The sequence below is a fragment of the Candidatus Rokuibacteriota bacterium genome (assembly GCA_030647435.1).
Lineage (GTDB): Bacteria > Methylomirabilota > Methylomirabilia > Rokubacteriales > CSP1-6 > AR37.
Map to the genome: position 1 here is coordinate 33539 of JAUSJX010000076.1, position 17317 is coordinate 50855.

The 17317-nt window shown below is 69.7% G+C and carries 15 protein-coding genes; 10 read left to right on the forward strand and 5 right to left on the reverse strand.

Annotated elements, in window-relative coordinates; translation table 11 throughout:
- The first annotated feature begins 4 nt into the window (after positions 1-4).
- From Q7W02_13650 to Q7W02_13665, 4 genes are read left to right on the forward strand one after another with little or no spacing between them, the layout of a single operon-like run.
- Positions 5-892: a xanthine dehydrogenase family protein subunit M gene (locus Q7W02_13650; protein MDO8477212.1), complete on the forward strand. Its 888-nt coding sequence runs from the start codon at positions 5-7 to the stop codon at positions 890-892.
- Positions 889-1392 carry a (2Fe-2S)-binding protein gene (locus Q7W02_13655; protein MDO8477213.1) on the forward strand — a complete coding sequence of 168 codons (504 nt, stop codon included), beginning with the start codon at positions 889-891 and terminating at the stop codon, positions 1390-1392. The genes Q7W02_13650 and Q7W02_13655 overlap by 4 nt, the downstream gene beginning before the upstream one ends.
- Positions 1389-3866 carry a xanthine dehydrogenase family protein molybdopterin-binding subunit gene (locus tag Q7W02_13660; protein ID MDO8477214.1) on the forward strand — a complete coding sequence of 826 codons (2478 nt, stop codon included), beginning with the start codon at positions 1389-1391 and terminating at the stop codon, positions 3864-3866. The genes Q7W02_13655 and Q7W02_13660 overlap by 4 nt, the downstream gene beginning before the upstream one ends.
- Position 3867: 1 nt before the next feature.
- Positions 3868-5553, forward strand: coding sequence for an amidohydrolase family protein (locus tag Q7W02_13665; protein ID MDO8477215.1), 1686 nt, complete (start codon positions 3868-3870; stop codon positions 5551-5553).
- 257 nt (positions 5554-5810) lie between these two features.
- On the opposite strand, the gene Q7W02_13670 is transcribed toward Q7W02_13665, so the two are convergent.
- Positions 5811-7181: a DUF3300 domain-containing protein gene (locus tag Q7W02_13670; GenBank protein MDO8477216.1), complete on the reverse strand. Its 1371-nt coding sequence runs from the start codon at positions 7179-7181 to the stop codon at positions 5811-5813.
- A gap of 244 nt (positions 7182-7425) precedes the next feature.
- Between Q7W02_13670 and Q7W02_13675 the strand changes: the two genes are divergently transcribed.
- Entirely contained in the window at positions 7426-8301 is an 876-nt protein-coding gene (locus Q7W02_13675) for a hypothetical protein (protein MDO8477217.1), read from the forward strand.
- A 172-nt stretch (positions 8302-8473) separates the two neighbouring features.
- Entirely contained in the window at positions 8474-9058 is a 585-nt protein-coding gene (locus Q7W02_13680; protein MDO8477218.1) for a hypothetical protein, read from the forward strand.
- A 39-nt stretch (positions 9059-9097) separates the two neighbouring features.
- On the opposite strand, the gene Q7W02_13685 is transcribed toward Q7W02_13680, so the two are convergent.
- Genes Q7W02_13685 through Q7W02_13695 form a run of 3 tightly spaced genes read right to left on the reverse strand, consistent with a single transcriptional unit; the run spans position 9098 to position 10716 of the window.
- Complete coding sequence (locus tag Q7W02_13685; protein ID MDO8477219.1) at positions 9098-10189, reverse strand: hypothetical protein; 1092 nt, start codon at positions 10187-10189, stop codon at positions 9098-9100.
- Positions 10186-10392 (reverse strand): hypothetical protein, encoded by a 207-nt coding sequence (locus Q7W02_13690; protein ID MDO8477220.1) that lies wholly within the window; start codon positions 10390-10392, stop codon positions 10186-10188. Before Q7W02_13690 ends, Q7W02_13685 begins: the two co-directional genes overlap by 4 nt.
- Positions 10393-10428: 36 nt before the next feature.
- Positions 10429-10716: a hypothetical protein gene (locus Q7W02_13695; GenBank protein MDO8477221.1), complete on the reverse strand. Its 288-nt coding sequence runs from the start codon at positions 10714-10716 to the stop codon at positions 10429-10431.
- A 165-nt stretch (positions 10717-10881) separates the two neighbouring features.
- On the opposite strand from Q7W02_13695, the gene Q7W02_13700 reads away from it, so the two are divergent.
- Genes Q7W02_13700 through Q7W02_13715 form a run of 4 tightly spaced genes read left to right on the forward strand, consistent with a single transcriptional unit; the run spans position 10882 to position 16855 of the window.
- Positions 10882-13260 (forward strand): fused MFS/spermidine synthase, encoded by a 2379-nt coding sequence (locus Q7W02_13700; protein MDO8477222.1) that lies wholly within the window; start codon positions 10882-10884, stop codon positions 13258-13260.
- A 43-nt stretch (positions 13261-13303) separates the two neighbouring features.
- Positions 13304-14227 carry a dihydrodipicolinate synthase family protein gene (locus tag Q7W02_13705; protein MDO8477223.1) on the forward strand — a complete coding sequence of 308 codons (924 nt, stop codon included), beginning with the start codon at positions 13304-13306 and terminating at the stop codon, positions 14225-14227.
- A gap of 1 nt (position 14228) precedes the next feature.
- Positions 14229-14699, forward strand: coding sequence for a (2Fe-2S)-binding protein (locus tag Q7W02_13710; protein MDO8477224.1), 471 nt, complete (start codon positions 14229-14231; stop codon positions 14697-14699).
- Positions 14696-16855, forward strand: a complete 2160-nt coding sequence (locus tag Q7W02_13715) for a xanthine dehydrogenase family protein molybdopterin-binding subunit (GenBank protein MDO8477225.1) — start codon at positions 14696-14698, stop codon at positions 16853-16855. The genes Q7W02_13710 and Q7W02_13715 overlap by 4 nt, the downstream gene beginning before the upstream one ends.
- A 24-nt stretch (positions 16856-16879) precedes the next feature.
- On the opposite strand, the gene Q7W02_13720 is transcribed toward Q7W02_13715, so the two are convergent.
- Positions 16880-17137, reverse strand: a complete 258-nt coding sequence (locus Q7W02_13720; GenBank protein MDO8477226.1) for a hypothetical protein — start codon at positions 17135-17137, stop codon at positions 16880-16882.
- Between the last annotated feature and the right edge of the window lie 180 nt (positions 17138-17317).

Consider the following 17317-nt stretch of genomic DNA (forward strand, 5'->3'; position numbering starts at 1 on the left):
GGGAGTGAAGCCGGCCCCGTTCCGGTACGCGCGTCCCCAGAACCTCGCCGACGCGGTGGAGCTCCTCGCCTCCGCCGACCATGACGTCAAGATCCTGGCGGGCGGGCAGAGCCTGGTGCCGATGCTCAACCTGCGCCTCGTGCGCCCGGCGGTGCTGATCGATCTCAACGGCGTGCCGGGGCTCGATCACATCACGCTCAGCGCCGACGGCGGTCTCAGCATCGGCGCCCTCGTACGCCACGCCGCGCTCGCGGACTCCGCCGCCGTGATCGAGCGGGCACCGCTCCTCGCCGAGGCCGCGCGCCATGTAGGCCACGCGGCCATCAGGCATCGCGGCACGCTCGGCGGCAGCCTCGCGCACGCCGATCCCGCCGCGGAGCTGCCGGCCGCGCTGGTCGCGCTCGGCGCGGAGCTCCGCCTCCACGGCGCTCGCGGCTCGCGGACGATCCAGGCCTCGGAGTTCTTTCTCGGCCTGATGACGACCGCGCTGGCGCCGGACGAGATCCTGCTGGAGATCCGCGTCCCGCCGCAGGGCCCTGGCTGGGGCTTCGCCGAAGTCGTGCGCCGGGCGGGCGACTTTGCCTTGGCCGGCGTGGTGGCTCTCGTGGGCCGGGCGGCCGGGCCGTCGGGACGCTGCGAGTCCGCGTGGCTCGTGGGTTTCGGAGTGGGCGACCGGCCCGTGCGGTTCGCCGCAGCGGAGGAGATTCTCACGAGCCAAGGCCTCGACCCGAGCGCCGCATTAGCGAGGGCGGCAGCGGCCGCTGCCGAGGCGTGCGATCCGCCGGATGACGTCCACGCCTCGGCGGAGTATCGCCGCCATCTCGCGGCGGTATTGACCGAAGACGCCGTGAGCCAGGCGCTCACGCGGCTCGACGGCGCGCGCCCTGCATGATCGCGCCGGCCGAGCGCCTGTCGATCCGGCTCACCGTCAACGGCCGCGGGGTCGAGCGCGAGATCTCGGCACGCCGGTCCCTCGCCGATTTCCTGCGTGAAGACCTCGGGCTCACCGGCACGCACGTGGGCTGCGAGCACGGCGTGTGCGGCGCCTGCACGGTGTTCGTCGACGGGGAGAGCGCACGGAGCTGCCTGGTCTTTGCGGTCCAGCTGGACGGCGCCACCGTGACAACGATCGAGGGCTTGACCCCGCCCGAGGGGCTGAGCCCGCTCCAGCAGGCCTTCTGCGCCACGCACGCGATGCAGTGCGGGTTCTGCACGCCCGGCATGATCGTCACTGCCACCGAGCTCTTGGCGTCCAATCCCGCGCCGTCGCCCGACGAGATCCGCCTAGCCCTGGCCGGCCAGCTCTGCATGTGCACGGGCTACGTCAATATCGTGCGCGCCGTCACCCAGGCCGCGGCGGCCCTCCGCGGCGGCGCCGGAGAAACCGCGTGAGCGAGCCCACCGGAGCCGCGCGCTGGGTCGGCACCGCCCTGCCGCTCAAGGAAGACGTCCGCCTCGTCGCGGGCCGCGGCCGTTTCATCGACGACCTCGGCCAGCCGGGGCAGCTCCACGCCGCGATCTTGAGAAGCCCGCATGCCCACGCCCGGATCGTGTCCATCGACACGCGCGCGGCCGCCGCGCGCCCGGGTGTGGCCGCCGTGCTGACGGGCGCGGACGCCGCGCGCCTTTCCGGACCGATCCGGCCGCTTATCCCAACGACCGCCGTCGTGTCGGACTACTGCCTGGCGGTGGACCGCGCGCGGTATGTCGGCGAGCCCGTGGCGGCGGTGGCGGCCGTCGATCGGGCGACGGCCGAGGACGCGCTCGAGCTGATCCGCGTCGAGTACGACCCGCTCCTGGCCGTGGTGGATCCCGAGGAAGCTCTGCGGCCCGGCGCGACTCTCCTCTATCCGGAGCTCGGCTCGAATGTCGTCTGGCACGACACGCTCACGTATGGCGACGTCGACGGCGCGATGGCGCGGGCCCACGGCGTCCTCCGCGAGCGATTCACGATCCAGCGCTACGCCTCGACACCGCTCGAGACGTTCGGCGCCATCGCCGCCTACGACGCGGGGACGGACAGCTTCGAGTTCTGGACGAACGACCAGCGGCCCGGGCTGACCATCTCGATCCTCGCGGCCTCGCTGGCCGTCCCCCTGTCTCGCATCCGGTTGAGCTGCCCCGACATCGGCGGCGGCTTCGGCAACAAGCGGCGGCCGGCATATCTCCTGATCTGCGCGCTCCTGGCGCGGGCGGCGGGCCGCCCCGTCAAGTGGATCGAGGACCGGATCGAGAACCTCACCGCCCTCATGCATGCCTGTAACGGAGTGATGGACGTCGAGCTGGCGTACCGGGCGGACGGCACGCTGCTCGCGTTGAGCGTTCGCGACGTCGCCGACGAGGGGAAAAACCTCGTCACCCCGAGCCAGCACAACCTCATCAAGCTGGGGAACATCGCCAACGGCTACCGCATCCCCGCCATTCGCTACGAGGCCTGGTCGGTGCTGACCACCAAGTGCCCGAGCGGGGCCAACCGCGGGATCGGTAAGCCCTTCATGTGCTTCGCGATCGAGCGCTCGATGGCACTCCTCGCCCGCCGGCTCGGCTTGGATCCAGCGGAGCTCCGCCTGCGCAACTACGTCACGGCGGACGAGATGCCCTACACGACGCCGCCGGGCGCCCAGTACGACAGCGGCGACTACCCGGCGACGCTCCGCCGCGCGCTGGAAAGCTTCGACTACGCGGGCTGGCGCGCCGAGCAGGCCCGCGCGCGCCGCGAGGGGCGACTCCTCGGCATCGGGATCGCCACGTCGATCGAGCCCGCGGGGACGAATCTCGCCTCGTACGAGCTCCTCACCGGACGGCGGACCGTGTCGGGATCCGCCGAGGCCGCGATGGTCCGGATGGAACCGGACGGGCACGTCCGCGTGGCCATCGGTGACCCGTCCAGCGGTCAGGGATACGAGACCGTGATCGCGCAGATCGTGGGCGACGAGCTTGGGCTCACCCCGGAGACCGTCGTGGTCGCCCGGGGGTTCGACTCGGCGACGACACCCTGGCTCTACCTCTCGGGCAACTACTCGAACAAGTTCTCCGTCACGGATGTCGGCGCGATCGTGGGCGCAGCCCGGCGGGTGGCGGACAAGCTCCGCCGGCTGGCCGCGCATCGGCTGGAGATCGACCCGGCCGACTTGGAGCTGCGCGACGGCGCCGTCGTCGTGCGGGGCGCGCCGGACCGGCGCGTCAGCTTCGCCGAGCTCGCGCGGACCGCGTACGCCGACGTGCTCGGCCTCCCGCCGGGCGAAGAGCCCGGGATCGAGGCGCGCCACGCGTACCAGAATCCCCTCGCGGCGCCCGTCGACGCCCAGCGGCGCGTGCGCTCCCAGCTCGTCTTCTCGAACGCGGCGCACTGCTGCCTGGTCGAGGTGCACCCGCGCACCGGGGTGGTCAAGATCCTGAAGTACCTCGTTGCTCACGACTGCGGCCGCGAGCTCAATCCGCTCATCGTGGAGGGCATGGTGCACGGCTCGACCGTGCACGGCATCGGCGCCGCGCTCCTGGAGGAATTCCGCTACGACGCGCAGGGGCAGCTCCTCACGTCCACCTTCCTCGACTACCTGAAACCGACGGCCACCGACGTGCCCATGATCGAGGTGGAGCGGCTCGAGCATCCGTCACCGTTCACGCCGCTCGGCGCCAAGGGCGTCGGGGAGGGCGGCGCCATTCCAGGACCGGCGGCGGTGGCCAACGCCGTGGAGGACGCGCTGACTCCGTTCGGCGTGACGATCCGGTCGCTGCCCATCACCCCCGAGCGCGTGTGGCGGTGGATGAGGCCCGGGCGCCGCTTGATTTCGCGGGAGGCCGGGACTACGCTCGGGTCCGCACAGCCGCACACCACCGACCCACACGACACGGAGGCTTCATAACGTGCACGATCTTGTCATTGACAATGCGCGTATCATCGACGGTCTGGGCGCCCCGGAGCGCGCCGGAGGCGTCGCGGTCACGGGCGGCAGGATCGTCGGTGTCGGCGGCAACCTGGGGCCGGCCAGGCAAACGGTTGACGCGCAGGGACTGGTGCTGGCCCCGGGCATCGTGGACATCCACACGCACTACGACGCCCAGCTGACCTGGGATCCCTTCGCGACGCCGTCCACGGCGCTGGGCGTGACCACGGTGGTGATCGGCAACTGCGGGTTCACCATCGCGCCCTGCCGGCCGCAGCACCGCGACGTGATCATGCGCAACCTGACGCACGTCGAGGGCATGTCGCTGGACGCGATGCGCGCGGGGATCCAGTGGGATTTCGAAAGCTATCCGGAGTACCTCGGCTCGATCGAGCGGCGCGGAATCGTCCCGAACGTGGCGTCCTTCGTCGGGCATTCGTCGGTGCGGACGTATGTGCTGGGCGAGGACGCGGCCAAGCGCGCGGCGACGGACGCCGAGATCGCGGAGATGCGGCGCATCGTGCTCGAGGCGGTCAAGGCGGGCGCCATCGGCTTCGCGACCTCCACGCTCGAGCAGCACAACGGTGAAGGCGGCATCCCGATGCCCTCCCGGCTGGCGGACGAGAAGGAGATGCTGGCGCTCACGGGCGCGCTCGGCGAGGCCAAGCGCGGCGTCTTCATGCTGACCAAGGGCATGACCTCCACCATCCCCTGGCTCGAGAAGATCGCGGGCGCCAACGGCCGGCCCGTCATGATCGCGGCCATGTTCGTGGACCCGGGCGATCCCACGCGCGTCTTCAAGGAGCTGGGCGAGATCGAGCAGGCGCGCACCCGCGGCCGCGAGCTCTGGGCGCAGGTGGGCTGCTTCCCGCTCGGCATGGAGTTCACGCTGCGCCACCCCTACCCGCTCGAGGCACTGATGGCCTGGCGGCCCGCGATGACGGCGCCCGACCAGGCGCGCTACCGCCAGATCCTGGCCGATCCGGGCTTCCGCCGCGCGCTGATCCACGAGATGGGGCAGCCCGGCGTGCCGAACCGGATCAGCAACAAGAACTGGGACTACCTGACGGTGATGGAGGTGAAGAAGCCTTCGCTGCGGTCGCTGGAGGGCAAGACGATCGGCGAGCTGGCGCGGGACCGAAAGCGGGAGCCCTGGGACGTCTTCCTCGACCTGGGGCTCGACGACGACCTCGACACGATGTTTGACTGCCGGCTCTTCAACACGGACGAGAAGAAGGTCTCCGAGCTGCTGCGCCACCCCTGCGCGGCCATCGCGCTGTCCGATGCGGGCGCGCACCTCTCCTTCCTCTGCGACGCTGGCTTCGGCCTTCACCTCTTCGGCCACTGGGTGCGCGAGCGCGGCGACATGACGCTCCCGCAGGCGGTGCGCGCCGTGACGAGCACGGTGGCGGACGCGTATCGCATCAAGGACCGCGGCCGCATCGCGCCCGGCGCGTGGGCCGACCTGATGCTGTTCGATCCGTCCACGGTGGCGCGGGGCCCGAAGCGCCGCGTCAACGACCTGCCCACCGGCGCGTCACGCCTCGACACGCCGGCCGTGGGGCTCCACGGCGTGTGGGTCAACGGCGTCCGCGCGGTGGACCCGCGGGGCGTGATCGCCGACTGCGGCCGCCCGGGCCGAGTCCTGCGCGAGTTTTCCTCCTAGCAGGCGGCTGAAAAACTCGCAGGCTGCTCAAAAAGGTCCAGATGCGAGGCGGCGCCCCGCCCTTCGAGTTGAGCGACGGCCTGTGCCGTCGCGAGACGAGGGCTGGGTTGATTCCGCAGGCGAGGCGTACGACTGTCTCAGCCCTCGCCTCGGGGCTCCGCCCCTCAGCTCGAACAGCCACGAGCCTGCGGCCGAGGGCGCCCCAACAGTCTTTGCTAAATGGCGCAGATGGGCCTTTTTCAGCAGCCTGCCCCGGCTCATCGCCGCGCCCCGCCGCCCTGGACGCCGCCGTTCAAGGCGCTTGCGCTGCTCGCTTCATGGACGCTTCCAGTCGTGACGGTCGCCACGGGCGCACTCCGCACGGCGGGACTGGGCGGCGCGACACTCTCCCGGTCCTCATGACCGCGCTCGCCGGGTTCCCGTCGCTGGCCCTGCGCAGGGGCGGGGCTCGCCTGGACGCGCGCCTGCGCGCGCGGCGAGTCTCCCGGATTCGGCCGGCTGGACTCGGGCCGTGGCGCCGGCTGGACGCTCGGCCGGATCGCTTCCTGTCCGCCGCGCCCTGGCTGCGGCCGTCCCTGCTCCGCTCGCGGCTGGTCAGCTCGCGGTTGCTCCACCCGCGGCTGCTCCGCCCGCGGTTGTGCCGCCCGCGGCTGTTCCACTCGTGGCTGCTCCACCCGCGGTTGTGCCGCCCGCGGCTGCTCTACACGACTCCGGAAGGGCTCACGGGACTGGATAACCGCCGGCCTCGGAGTCGTCACGGGCTGTTGCGCCGCCGTATGCCGGACCTCCACGCTCTCCCGATGACGGACGTCGTGCTGCCACGCCAGCCGATCACCCTCGCGCGGCCCGATCCTCCCCCGCTCGATCTCGCCCCGTCGTCCTTCGACGTTCACGACTTCGGTGAAGCGGCGATACCGGGCAACATCGACGAAGACGACGTGGCGGTGCCAGTCGCAAGTTCCCCAGAGCCCGAACCCGACGAAGATGCCGCCGCCAAAGGAGTAGAAGCCTCTCCCCACGGGCAATCCGATCGGGTAGTAGTAGTACGGCCGATGGGCAGGATAGGGCCACGGCCCGTAGACGATGAGAGGGTTGTAGACCGGCACGTAGATCACCTGCGGGCTGGCCGGCTCGATGTAGATGTAGGGGGCCTGCACCCTCACGACCTGCTGCGGTGAGCTGGTGAGCGTGCCTTGCGCCTGCGCCCTGGCGCGGAGCACCTGCACGGCGTCCATCAGACCCTGCTCCTGAGCCAGGAAGGCGTCGCCGAGCTGCTGGGTCCAGTCGAGCTTGTCGTCCATCATGTCGAGGATCTGCGGGAACTGAGCGAGCGCCTTCACGCTGTCGTCCCAGTTCTGGTACGTGAGCGCCTCGTCCAGCCGGCTATCCCTAAGAGTGGGATTGGCCTGAACGAACCGGGCCGCCTGCACGACCTCGACGGGGTAGGTGGCGGCCATCAACACCTGCGCCAGCAGCGGGTCCGGATAGAGCGCGACCGGCGCGGCGATCTGTTCGAGCTCCTCGGTCGAGAACAAGATGCGCGGTGGCAGCTCCTGGGCGAGGAGTGTCGCGGGGATCGTTAGAACGACGGCGACCACGGCCGCCACGATTTTCTTCAAGATTCTCATCGCATGCCTCCTGGGGCCCGCTCGGCCCCTGCCTTCCATGCTCCCCTTCGCACCCCACCAACGCGGACGGCTGATGCCGATCCGTCCCTGTCGGGTAGACGAGGTTGCGCGGTCATCCATTTACATGGGAGCGGGGCGGGCCGAGAAAGTCCGGGGCTTGGCGTATGTAAACGGATACACCCGGGCCGGCGTCGTAGGGGGCAAGCAGGTAAACGCCCCTTAGAGGGCAGAGGAGGATAACGCCATGCATCGATTCACGTGGCTCGTGGGAGGCGCGATCGTGACGGTCGCGCTGTGGGCACCTGTCGTGGGCGCCCAGAACATCAATCAGGATCAGCCGAAGCTCTCCACGCAGGACACGCCCGTGGTTTCGACGAACCCGCAGAACATCCGTCAGGACAACCGAGAGATCCGCCAGGACCGTGGGGAGGTTGCGCGTGATGTCCGGGAAGTCCGGCAGGATGAGCGCAATCTCGGCCGTGACAATCGCGAGATCCAGCAGGACCGCCGGGAGATCGCCGGCGACAAGCAGGAGATCCGCCGGGACCAGTGGCAGATCGGCCGGGACGAGCGCGAGATCGCCCAGGACCGCAACAGGCTCCGCCAGGACATGAGGGCCGGCGACTGGAGGGCTGTCGCCGTCGACCGCGCCGAGCTGAACAAGGACCAGCGCGCGCTCTCCCAGGATCGCCGGGAGCTGGGCCGCGACGAGCGGGAGCTTCGCAGCGACCGGCAGGAGCTGCGCCACGACGTGCAGGACCGTTACCGCGACCGGCGCGAGCTCGTCCAGGATCGCCGGAATCTCGCCGGCGACCGGCGCGACCTGCACCAGGACTACCGCAACCGCTTCTCGAATCGCCCCACCGCGCAGGGCCAGTACTACGGACAGCGTCAGGCCGGCGGCCCGCGCCTGAATTACCCCCAGCATCAGGGCTATGGCCAGACGCCAGGCTCCAGCGCCGCGCCGGGTTCGACGCCGGGCTACGGCCAGCATCAGGGCACCAGCCAGACGCCGAGCTTCGCCCAGCGTCAGAGCGCGGTCCAGGCGCCTCAGCAGTACGCCCGGTCTTCCGGGATGCCCACGGCCGCCCGCAGCATGCAGGCGCGCGCGCGTAGGTAGACCACGCCGCCACTCGCCCGGCGGAGCACGATAAGACGCTCCGCCCGGCGATGCCGTAAACAGACCGGATGCAGAACGCGTCGTACTGGCGGAAGGCGAGCCAGGGCCGCAGATCGTGCGGCCTCTGCGCCCCGCATGCAGTAGGCCCGAAGGTGGCAGGGAGGATACGCTGATGCTTCGGCAGATGTTCGTGGGCAGCGTGATGGCTGTCGTAGCGCTCGTCGGCTCTGCAAGCGCCGGGCACGCCGGGGTGAGCGTGGACCTCGGAATCCATCTGGGATCTCCCCCGCAGTTCGTGCAAGTGCCGGAAACCCCCGTCTCTTACGCTCCGGCCGTCGGGGCGAACCTCTTCTTGTACGCCGGGCAGTTCTTCGCCTTCCGCGGCGGCGTGTGGTTCGCGGGCCCCGGGTACGAGGGACCTTGGTCGGAGGTGCGGCCCGAGTACGTGCCGCGGCCGATCCTCGCGGTACCGGTGCAGTACTATCGCGTGCCGCCGCGGGAATGGTCGCACTGGCGGCGCGAGACGGCGCCGCGGTGGGGATCGACGTGGGGCCGGCGCTGGGAGGAACGGCGTCCGGAGCATCCCGCGGTCTACCGGGATGACCATCGCGGTGAGCATCATACGGCGTACCGGGACGACCATCGCGGCGACCGGCCGCCCTCCCACCGGGACGACTTCCGTGACGAGCGTCACGGCGACCGTGTGCGTGCGTATCGGGACGAGCACCGCAATGGGCGATACGACGACCGGCGGTAACGCACCGGTCCGCATGAGCTGACGGCGCAGCCCCCGTCGCTAGCGCTTGAGGTCGGTGATGCTCCGCAAGGGCGTCCCGTCCCTGCGCGCGATGGGGCGCCGCACCGGCGCGGTCTGATCGCCGAAGGTCGGCTGCCAGCAGGAGTGCTTCCCGGCCCCGCCGACGACGATCACCGAGATGTCCTCGGGCGATCTGACGATCGGCAGGAGGGTATCGGGCGAATCCACCGCGTGCCGGTCGTCAACGTGCAGGCGCCGGTACTCCTCGCCGAGCCGGCCGAGCGGAAAGCGCGCGTGCTCGAAGATGAACTCCTTGACCTGTCGCTTGGTGTAGCCGTCGCCCGCGATGGTGGCGGCGTGCTCGGGCCCGAGCGATAGCAGCGGGTGGCCAAAGGCGAGGAGGTTGTTACTGCCAGCCTGGCCCATCGCGCCGGCGATGATCTTGAGGACCCCCAGACCCGTGTAGCTGTAGTGGTCCTGGATGTTGTGCGGGCCCTCGCAGCCGATCGCGGTGACGGTGCTCACGTCGGCCGGGAAGCCGTGCTCCACGTGGAGCGGCTCCCACGGATTCGCCGCTTCGTTCTCCGCCACGCAGTAAGCGATCTTGGCCGGGCTGCCTTGGGTGGACCGATCACCGGTCCCCGGCAGCCCGCCGCCCACGTTCATGAGCAAGAGCCGCACGGCGCGGCCGATGGTCATGTTGGCGCGGAAGCCCTGGCCGAACGCGTTGTAGCCCGCGTTGATCTCGAGCTCGCGCGCGATGGGGCCGTTGACGATGATGAGCGGCGCCACGGGATGCGTCGTGGCCTGGATCGAGTCGAGGTTGAAGGCCGGATCCGCGAGGGCTTCGATGGCGGTGATGACGACCGGCAGGTACTCGGGCCTGCAGCCCGCCATGACGGCGTTGACCGCGATCCGCTCGACCGTGGCCTCGCCCTGCCGCGGCGGCAGGACGGCAACGACGTCGCGCGGCTCGCGGTCCGTGAACCGCAAGGACTCGCGCACGAGGTCGTCCGTGGGCGGAACGATCGGAAGCCCGTCGGTCCAGCCGCGCTCCTGGTAGAGGCGGTTGATGGCCGTGTAGGAGCCGTCCAGGCGAAAGGTCTTGGCCGCGGGGCCCGGCGCGGTCACGCCTTGGTCACCGCGCGAACGACGATATCGATGACGAGGTCCGCCTTGCGCACGACCTCCTCCTCACGGATGCCGCCCAAGGGATGCGGGATGAGGGCAAGAGGCAGGTCGGCGAGACCCCGGTTCCGTGCCTCGAGCGTGGCCAGCGTCTCGAACTCCTTGGTGCCCATGACGACGGTCGGGATGCCGTGCTGCTCCAGCACGATGGCGCCGTGGATACTCCACGACGTGCACGACCCTCAGTCGGCGCTGCCGACCAGAACGAAGTCGCACGTCGTCAGATCGGCGAGAATGGCGGGCGAGGGCGGCCCCGCGATGCCCTTCTCGCGCTTGACGACGTCGCGGACGCCGTAGCGCTCCTTGAGACGCTGGACCACCGCCAGCATCAGCGTGCCGGCGTTGGCCTTGCTGTTGTCGAGGATGCCGGCGCGCGTGCCTTCGAGGCTCGCCAGCCGCGGCGCCAGCCCCGCGGCCAGGATCCGCGGCTCGGCCGTCGGGTCGTACAGCAGATCACCCTTGTCGGTCATTGGTCCATCTCCTCTTGGGGTCGATCTCCTCTCGGGACCGATCTCCTCGTGGGTTGTCGAGGCGGAAGTCACGACGCGTAGTCTACCACCGACCGTCCTATGCTAGGTTGGGGCCGACATGAGGATCGCGGCCTGATCGCCCTGCTCCTGCTCTTTGCTGTCACGATGTTCGCCGGCGCCACGCTGCTGTTCGTGGTGCAGCCGATGGTGGGCAAGATGGTCCTGCCGCTCCTCGGGGGCACGCCGGCCGTGTGGAGCACGTGCATGGTCTTCTTCCAGGCCGTGCTCCTCGGCGGCTACGCCTACGCCCACGCGAGCACGGCCTGGCTCGGCATCCGCCGCCAGATGCTCCTGCACCTGGCCCTGCTCGTCCTGCCGCTTGGAGTCCTGCCGCTGGCCGTGAACCCGGCGTACCTTCACGGCGGCGGCACCAACCCGGTTTTCGACGTGCTGCTCCTGCTCTCGGTCTCGGTCGGACTGCCCTTCCTCGTGGTCAGCGCCACTGCCCCGCTGCTCCAGAAGTGGTTCGAAAGCACGGATCACCCGGCCGCGGGGGACCCTTATTTTCTCTACGCCGCGAGCAACCTCGGCAGCATGCTGGCCCTGCTGAGCTATCCGACCCTCATCGAGCCGAGGCTCCAGCTCAGGGGCGATGATTGGCTGACGCAGACGCGCCTCTGGACCCTCGGCTATTTCGCGCTCGCCGTCCTGATCGGCCTCTGCGCGATGACCCTCTGGCGGCGCGGCCCCAAGCCCGCGGGCGCAGGGCCGGAGGACGGCGCGGGCCCCGGTGATCCCCCCGGCGATCCCCCCGGTGTTCCCTATATCGCGCCGCCTGAGCCGCCGCCGAGCTGGACCCTATGCCTGCACTGGATCGCCCTGGCGTTCGTGCCGTCGAGCCTCCTGCTCGGCGTGACCACGTACATCACGACGGATATCGCCGCCGTACCCCTGCTCTGGGTACTACCGCTGGCCATCTATCTCCTGACCTTCATCCTGGCCTTCGGCCGCTTGCCGGCGCGCCTGCATCGCCTGGTCGCGGCGGCGACCACCCCGCTCGTCCTCGTCGTCTTCTTCCTCATGCTCTCCCGCTTCAAGCAGCGCATCCTGATCACGGTGCTCTGGCACCTCCTGCTGCTCTTCGTGGTCGCCCTCGCCTGCCACGGCAAGCTGGCGCTCACGCGCCCCTCGTCGCGGTATCTGACCCAGTTCTATCTCCTGCTCTCGGTGGGCGGCGTGCTCGGCGGGCTCTGCAACGCGCTGATCGCCCCTCTCGTCTTCAGCTCGCTCGCGGAGTACCCGCTCGTGATGGCGCTCAGCTGCCTGCTCCTGGAAGGCCCGCGGCCGGCGTCGGCATGGACCCTGCGCTCCCTCGTGAGGGACGCGGGCTTGGCTTTCGCAGTGGGCGCGGCGGCTCTCGTCCTCTACGCGGACTTCGTCACGCTCCGGCTCGACACAGGGTTCTTCACCACGCTGCTCAAGATCCCCACGGAGATGGTCGAGAAATGGGTCACGCCCGCGGAGCTCCAGGCCAATACCATCCTGGGATACGGCCTGCCGCTCGTCGCGCTCTTCTTCATGCGGCGGCGCCCGGTGGCCCTGGCATTGGGCCTCTGCGCCGTCCTGATCGTGGGGGACTTCGTGGACGCGCGGAACAGCAACCAGATCCTCCAGGCGCGAAGCTTCTTCGGAGTCCTGCGCGTCACACGTGACAAAAGTCTCACGGGCTATACCGAGCTCCGCCACGGCACCACGGCGCATGGCCGGCAGAGCCTCGATCCCGAGCGGCACCAAGAGCCGCTCGCCTACTACCACCGCGGCAGCCCCATCGGGCTCGTGATGGCCGAGCTGGATCGGCGCAGCTCGGCGCTCCGCGTGGCCGTGATCGGACTCGGGACGGGCACGATGGCCGCCTACGCCCGGCCGGGCGACATCATGACGTTCTACGAGATCGATCCCCTCGTGCGCGACATCGCGACCAACCGCTTCTACTTCGCCTACGTGCCCGACGCGATCCAGCGGGGCGCGACGGTGCGCATCGAGATGGGCGACGCCCGCATCCGCATGGCCCAGGTGCGGAAGGAGCGCCCCGGAGAGCGCTACGACCTCATCGTCGTGGACGCGTTCAGCTCGGACGCCATTCCGGTGCACCTGCTGACGCGCGAAGCTTTCCGTCTCTATTTCGAGATGCTGAACCTCAACGGCCTGCTCGCCCTCCATCTCTCGAACCGGTATCTCGCGCTCGCACCGGTGGTGGCGAGCCTCGCCGAGGATGCCAAGCTCGGCGGCCGGCTGATCCGCGACGACTCATCGCCGGATGCCGAAGGCTCGAGCGCCTCCATCTGGGCCGTGCTGGCCCGGACGCCGGAGGCGCTCGGCAAGCTCGCGCGTGACCCAGACTGGACGGCCACGAAGCTCGAGACGCGCCCCCGGGTCGGCGTCTGGACCGACGACTTCCACAATCTGCTCGCGGTCTTCGACCGGTCGGAGACGTGGCGATTCCGGGACAGCCTGCGTCTGGACGAGCAACCCGGCAAGATGTAGGATAGGCGCCGGCAGCCACCCCCCGACACAAGGAGCCCCGACCGTGAGCGGCAAAGATCGCATCACCGGTGTCCTCTCCCCCGTTGTCACCCCCTTCAAGGCCGACCTCACCCCTGATCCGGAGCGGTTCGCGCGGCAGTGCCGCTGGCTGCTCTCCCAGGACGTGGGATTGGCGGTCTTCGGGACCAACTCGGAGGCCAACTCGCTCTCCACCGACGAGAAGGTCGAGCTGCTGGACCGCCTGGTGGGCGCGGGTGTGGACGCAGGCCGGATGATGCCGGGCACCGGCTGCTGCGCGCTGACCGACTCGGTGCGGCTGACGGCGCACGCGATGAAGCTCGGCTGCGGCGGCGTGCTCATGCTGCCGCCCTTCTACTACAAGGGCGTCTCGGACGACGGGCTCTTCAAGAACTTCGCGGAGGTGATCGAGCGCGTCAGCGACCGTCGGCTGCGGATCTACCTGTACCACATCCCGCCGGTCTCTCAGGTGGCGATCACCCTTCCTCTCATAGAGCGGCTGCTCAAGGCCTACCCTGGCATCATCGCGGGCGCCAAGGATTCCTCCGGCGACTGGAACAACACGCAGGCGTATCTCGACAACTTCGCCAAGCAGGGCTTCGACGTCTTCCCTGGGAGCGAGACCTTCCTGCTCCAGGGCATGCGCGGGGGCGGCGTCGGCTGCATCAGCGCTACAGCCAACGTCAACCCGAGGGCGATCGCGCGGCTCTTTGCGACGTGGCGGGCGGCGGACGCCGACACGCAGCAGGAGCGTCTGAACGAAATCCGCGGCATCTTCGCCAAGCATCCGATGATCCCGGCCCTCAAGGCCGCCATCGCGCATTACGGCGGCGACGCGTCCTGGGTGACGGTGCGCCCGCCGCTGGTGGAGTTGACGCGGGAACAACAGACGGCCCTGGCGGCTGACCTCGACGGCGCCGGCTTCACCATGCCAGGGTTGAAAGGCTGACATGGCCACGTTCGCGCTGATCGTCAACGGCAAAACCTGCCAGATCGATGCCTCGCCCGACATGCCGCTGCTGTGGGCGATCCGGGAGCAGGTCGGGCTCACCGGCACCAAGTTCGGCTGCGGGGCCGCGCACTGCGGCGCCTGCACCGTGCACGTGGACGGCAAGGCGGTCCGCTCGTGCAACGTGTCCGTCCTCGAGGCGACGGGCAAGAGGATCACCACGATCGAAGGCCTCTCCGACAGGACCGACCATCCCGTGCAGAAGGCGTGGATCGAGATCGACGTGCCCCAGTGCGGTTACTGCCAGTCGGGACAGATCATGTCCGCCGCGGCGCTCCTCGCGGAGAAGCCCTCGCCGACGGACGCCGATATCGACCGCGCCATGAGCGGGAACATCTGCCGCTGCGGGACCTACACGCGCATCCGCGCCGCCATCCACCGCGCGGCCCAGATGAAGAAGGGAGGCGCGTGATAGCTACCGCGCGGGGGAAGATCAGCCGCCGGACCCTTCTGAAAGGTGGGCTCGCTGTGGGGGCGGGCCTCGTCGTGGGCTTCCAGGTACCGCTCGCGGGCCGCACGGCCTCGGCGCAGCAGTCGCCGGGGCTCTTCACGCCCAGCCAGTGGATCACGATCGACCGCAACGGCCTCGTTACCTTCATCAACTCCGTAGTCGAGATGGGCCAGGGGTCGCTGACGACCATGCCGATGATCGTGGCCGACGAGCTCGATGCCGACTTGGGCCGCCTCAAGGTCCAGCAGGCGCCCGCCAACCCCGCGCTCTACGCCAACCCGGTGACGAAGTCGCAGTCCTACGGCGGCAGCCGCGGCGTGCGGGATCATTTCCAGATGCTACGCAAGGCGGGGGCCGCCGCGCGCGAGATGCTGATGCAGGCCGCGGCCAACGAGTGGGGCGTGGCCGTGGCAGAGGTGACGACGGAGCCCGGCGTGGTCATCCACAGGCCGACGGGGCGGCAGCTCCAGTACGGCCAGCTCGTCGATCAGGCTGCCCAGCTGCCGGTGCCGCAGAACCCCAAGCTCAAGACGCCCGACCAGTTCCGCTACATCGGCAAGATCGTCGGGCGGCGCGATACGCCGCTCAAGGTCAACGGCAGCGCGATCTTCGGCGCGGACGTGCAGGTGCCGGGGATGCTCACCGCGTCGATCGAGCGTAGCCCCGTTTTCGGAGGCGAGGTGAAGAACTTCGACGCGGCGGCGGCCAAGCGCATCAAGGGCGTCTCACACGTGATCAAGGTGTCGAACGGCATCGCGGTCGTGGCCGATTCCTTCTGGACGGCGCTCCAGGGCCGCAAGGCGCTCAAGGTCACGTGGGACGAGGGATCGCTCGCCACGCTGAGCAGCGAGCGGATCAGCAGCGGCTACAAGACCGCGTCCTCCCAGCCTGGACAGGAAGCGCGGAGGGACGGCGACGCGGGCAAGGCGCTCGCCTCGGGCGCCAAGATCGTCGAGGCCGTCTACGAGGTGCCCTTCCTCGAGCACGCTTGCATGGAGCCGATGAACGCGACGGCGCACGTGCGCCCGAATTCCTGCGAGATCTGGGCGCCGACGCAGAATCCCGGCGGCACTCAGGCGACGGGTGCTCGCCTGACGGGGCTACCGGCGAACAAGGTGATCGTCAACACCACCTTCCTCGGCGGCGGCTTCGGCCGGCGCGGTGAGCAGGACTTCATCACCGACGCGGTCGAGACCTCCAAGGCCGTGGGCAAGCCCGTCAAGGTGATGTGGACGCGCGAGGACGACATCCAGCACGGCTTCTACCGCCCGGCGACCTACAACGTCTTCAAGGCCGCACTCGACGACAAGGGCATGCCCGTCGCGTGGTGGAATCGCATCGTGGGCCCGGGGCTCCAGGTCCAGAAGGGGCGCGTGCCGGCGTACAGCCTCGACGCGACGGCGCTCGCGGGCGCGCGCGACATGCCCTACGACGTGCCGAACGTCCTTGTCGAGTGGGTCCACAAGGACTTCGGCATCCCGGTGGGCTTCTGGCGCTCGGTCGGCTCCTCGCAAAACATCTACATCGTCGAGGGCTTCGTGGACGAGCTGGCGCACGCGGCGGGCAAGGACCCCTTCGAGTACCGCCGAGCGCTCTTAGGCAAGTCACCCCGCCACAAGGCGGTGCTCGAGCTGGCGGCGCAGAAGGCCAACTGGGGCGCGCCGCTGCCGGCCGGCCGCGCGCGCGGCATCGCCGTCGCCTTCTCGTACGGCAGCTATGCGGCCCACGTTGCCGAGGTTTCCGTGGCACCCACCGGCAAGGTGCGCGTCCACAAGATCGTGGGCGCCATCGACGCGGGCATCGCGGTCAACCCCGACCAGGTCAAAGCCCAGATGGAGGGCGGCGCGATCTACGCGCTGACCTCCGTCTTCTACGGCGAGATCACCATCGACCGCGGGCGCGTGAAGCAGTCGAACTTCCACGACTACCGGATGCTGCGGATCGACGAGGCGCCCGAGATCGAGGTGCACATCCTGGACTCGGGCGAGGCGCCGGGCGGGCTCGGCGAGCCGGGCGTGCCGACGGTGGCGCCGGCCGTGTGCAACGCGATCTTTGCCTTGACGGGCAAGCGCATCCGCAAGCTCCCGCTCGAGCCTTACGTAGCCAGGCGCGCGTAGCCCGGGAGCGGTGCAGAGCGCGCGCTATTGGCTCGGCGGCCCCGGGGGCGGTGGCGGCGCGGCAGGCACCCAGACCCATTGGTATGCGACGGTCACGCCGTCCCCCTGGAGACGGTAGCACCCGCCGACGTAGCAAACCTCCCGCTGGACTGGCGGGGCCAGGTACTCCTGCGTCTGCGGCTGATAGGCCGGAACGGGCACGTAGACAGGCTCCCGGTAGACCGGGTACGGATACCCATAGGACCGGTAGTACGGGTACGCGTAGTACGGGTAGGCGAGCACCGAGCCTAGGAACAGCCCGCCGACGAAGGCACCACCCCAACGGGAGCCGCGATGAAAGCCGCCTCCAGGATGGAAGCCCCCATGCCCACCTTGGAAGCCACCCCCGTGTGCCCTGCCCGCAGACACCGGGGCGGCGAGCGCGAGGGATAACATCGCCGCAAGGGCGAGACTGAAGATCTT

Coding starts and splice junctions, on each gene's coding strand:
- Q7W02_13655 (MDO8477213.1), top strand. CDS start 889: ATGATCGCGCCGGCCGAGCGCCTGTCGATCCGGCTCACCGTCAACGGC.
- Q7W02_13670 (MDO8477216.1), bottom strand. CDS start 7,181: ATGAGAATCTTGAAGAAAATCGTGGCGGCCGTGGTCGCCGTCGTTCTA.
- Q7W02_13675 (MDO8477217.1), top strand. CDS start 7,426: ATGCATCGATTCACGTGGCTCGTGGGAGGCGCGATCGTGACGGTCGCG.
- Q7W02_13680 (MDO8477218.1), top strand. CDS start 8,474: ATGCTTCGGCAGATGTTCGTGGGCAGCGTGATGGCTGTCGTAGCGCTC.
- Q7W02_13695 (MDO8477221.1), bottom strand. CDS start 10,716: ATGACCGACAAGGGTGATCTGCTGTACGACCCGACGGCCGAGCCGCGG.
- Q7W02_13700 (MDO8477222.1), top strand. CDS start 10,882: ATGTTCGCCGGCGCCACGCTGCTGTTCGTGGTGCAGCCGATGGTGGGC.
- Q7W02_13710 (MDO8477224.1), top strand. CDS start 14,229: ATGGCCACGTTCGCGCTGATCGTCAACGGCAAAACCTGCCAGATCGAT.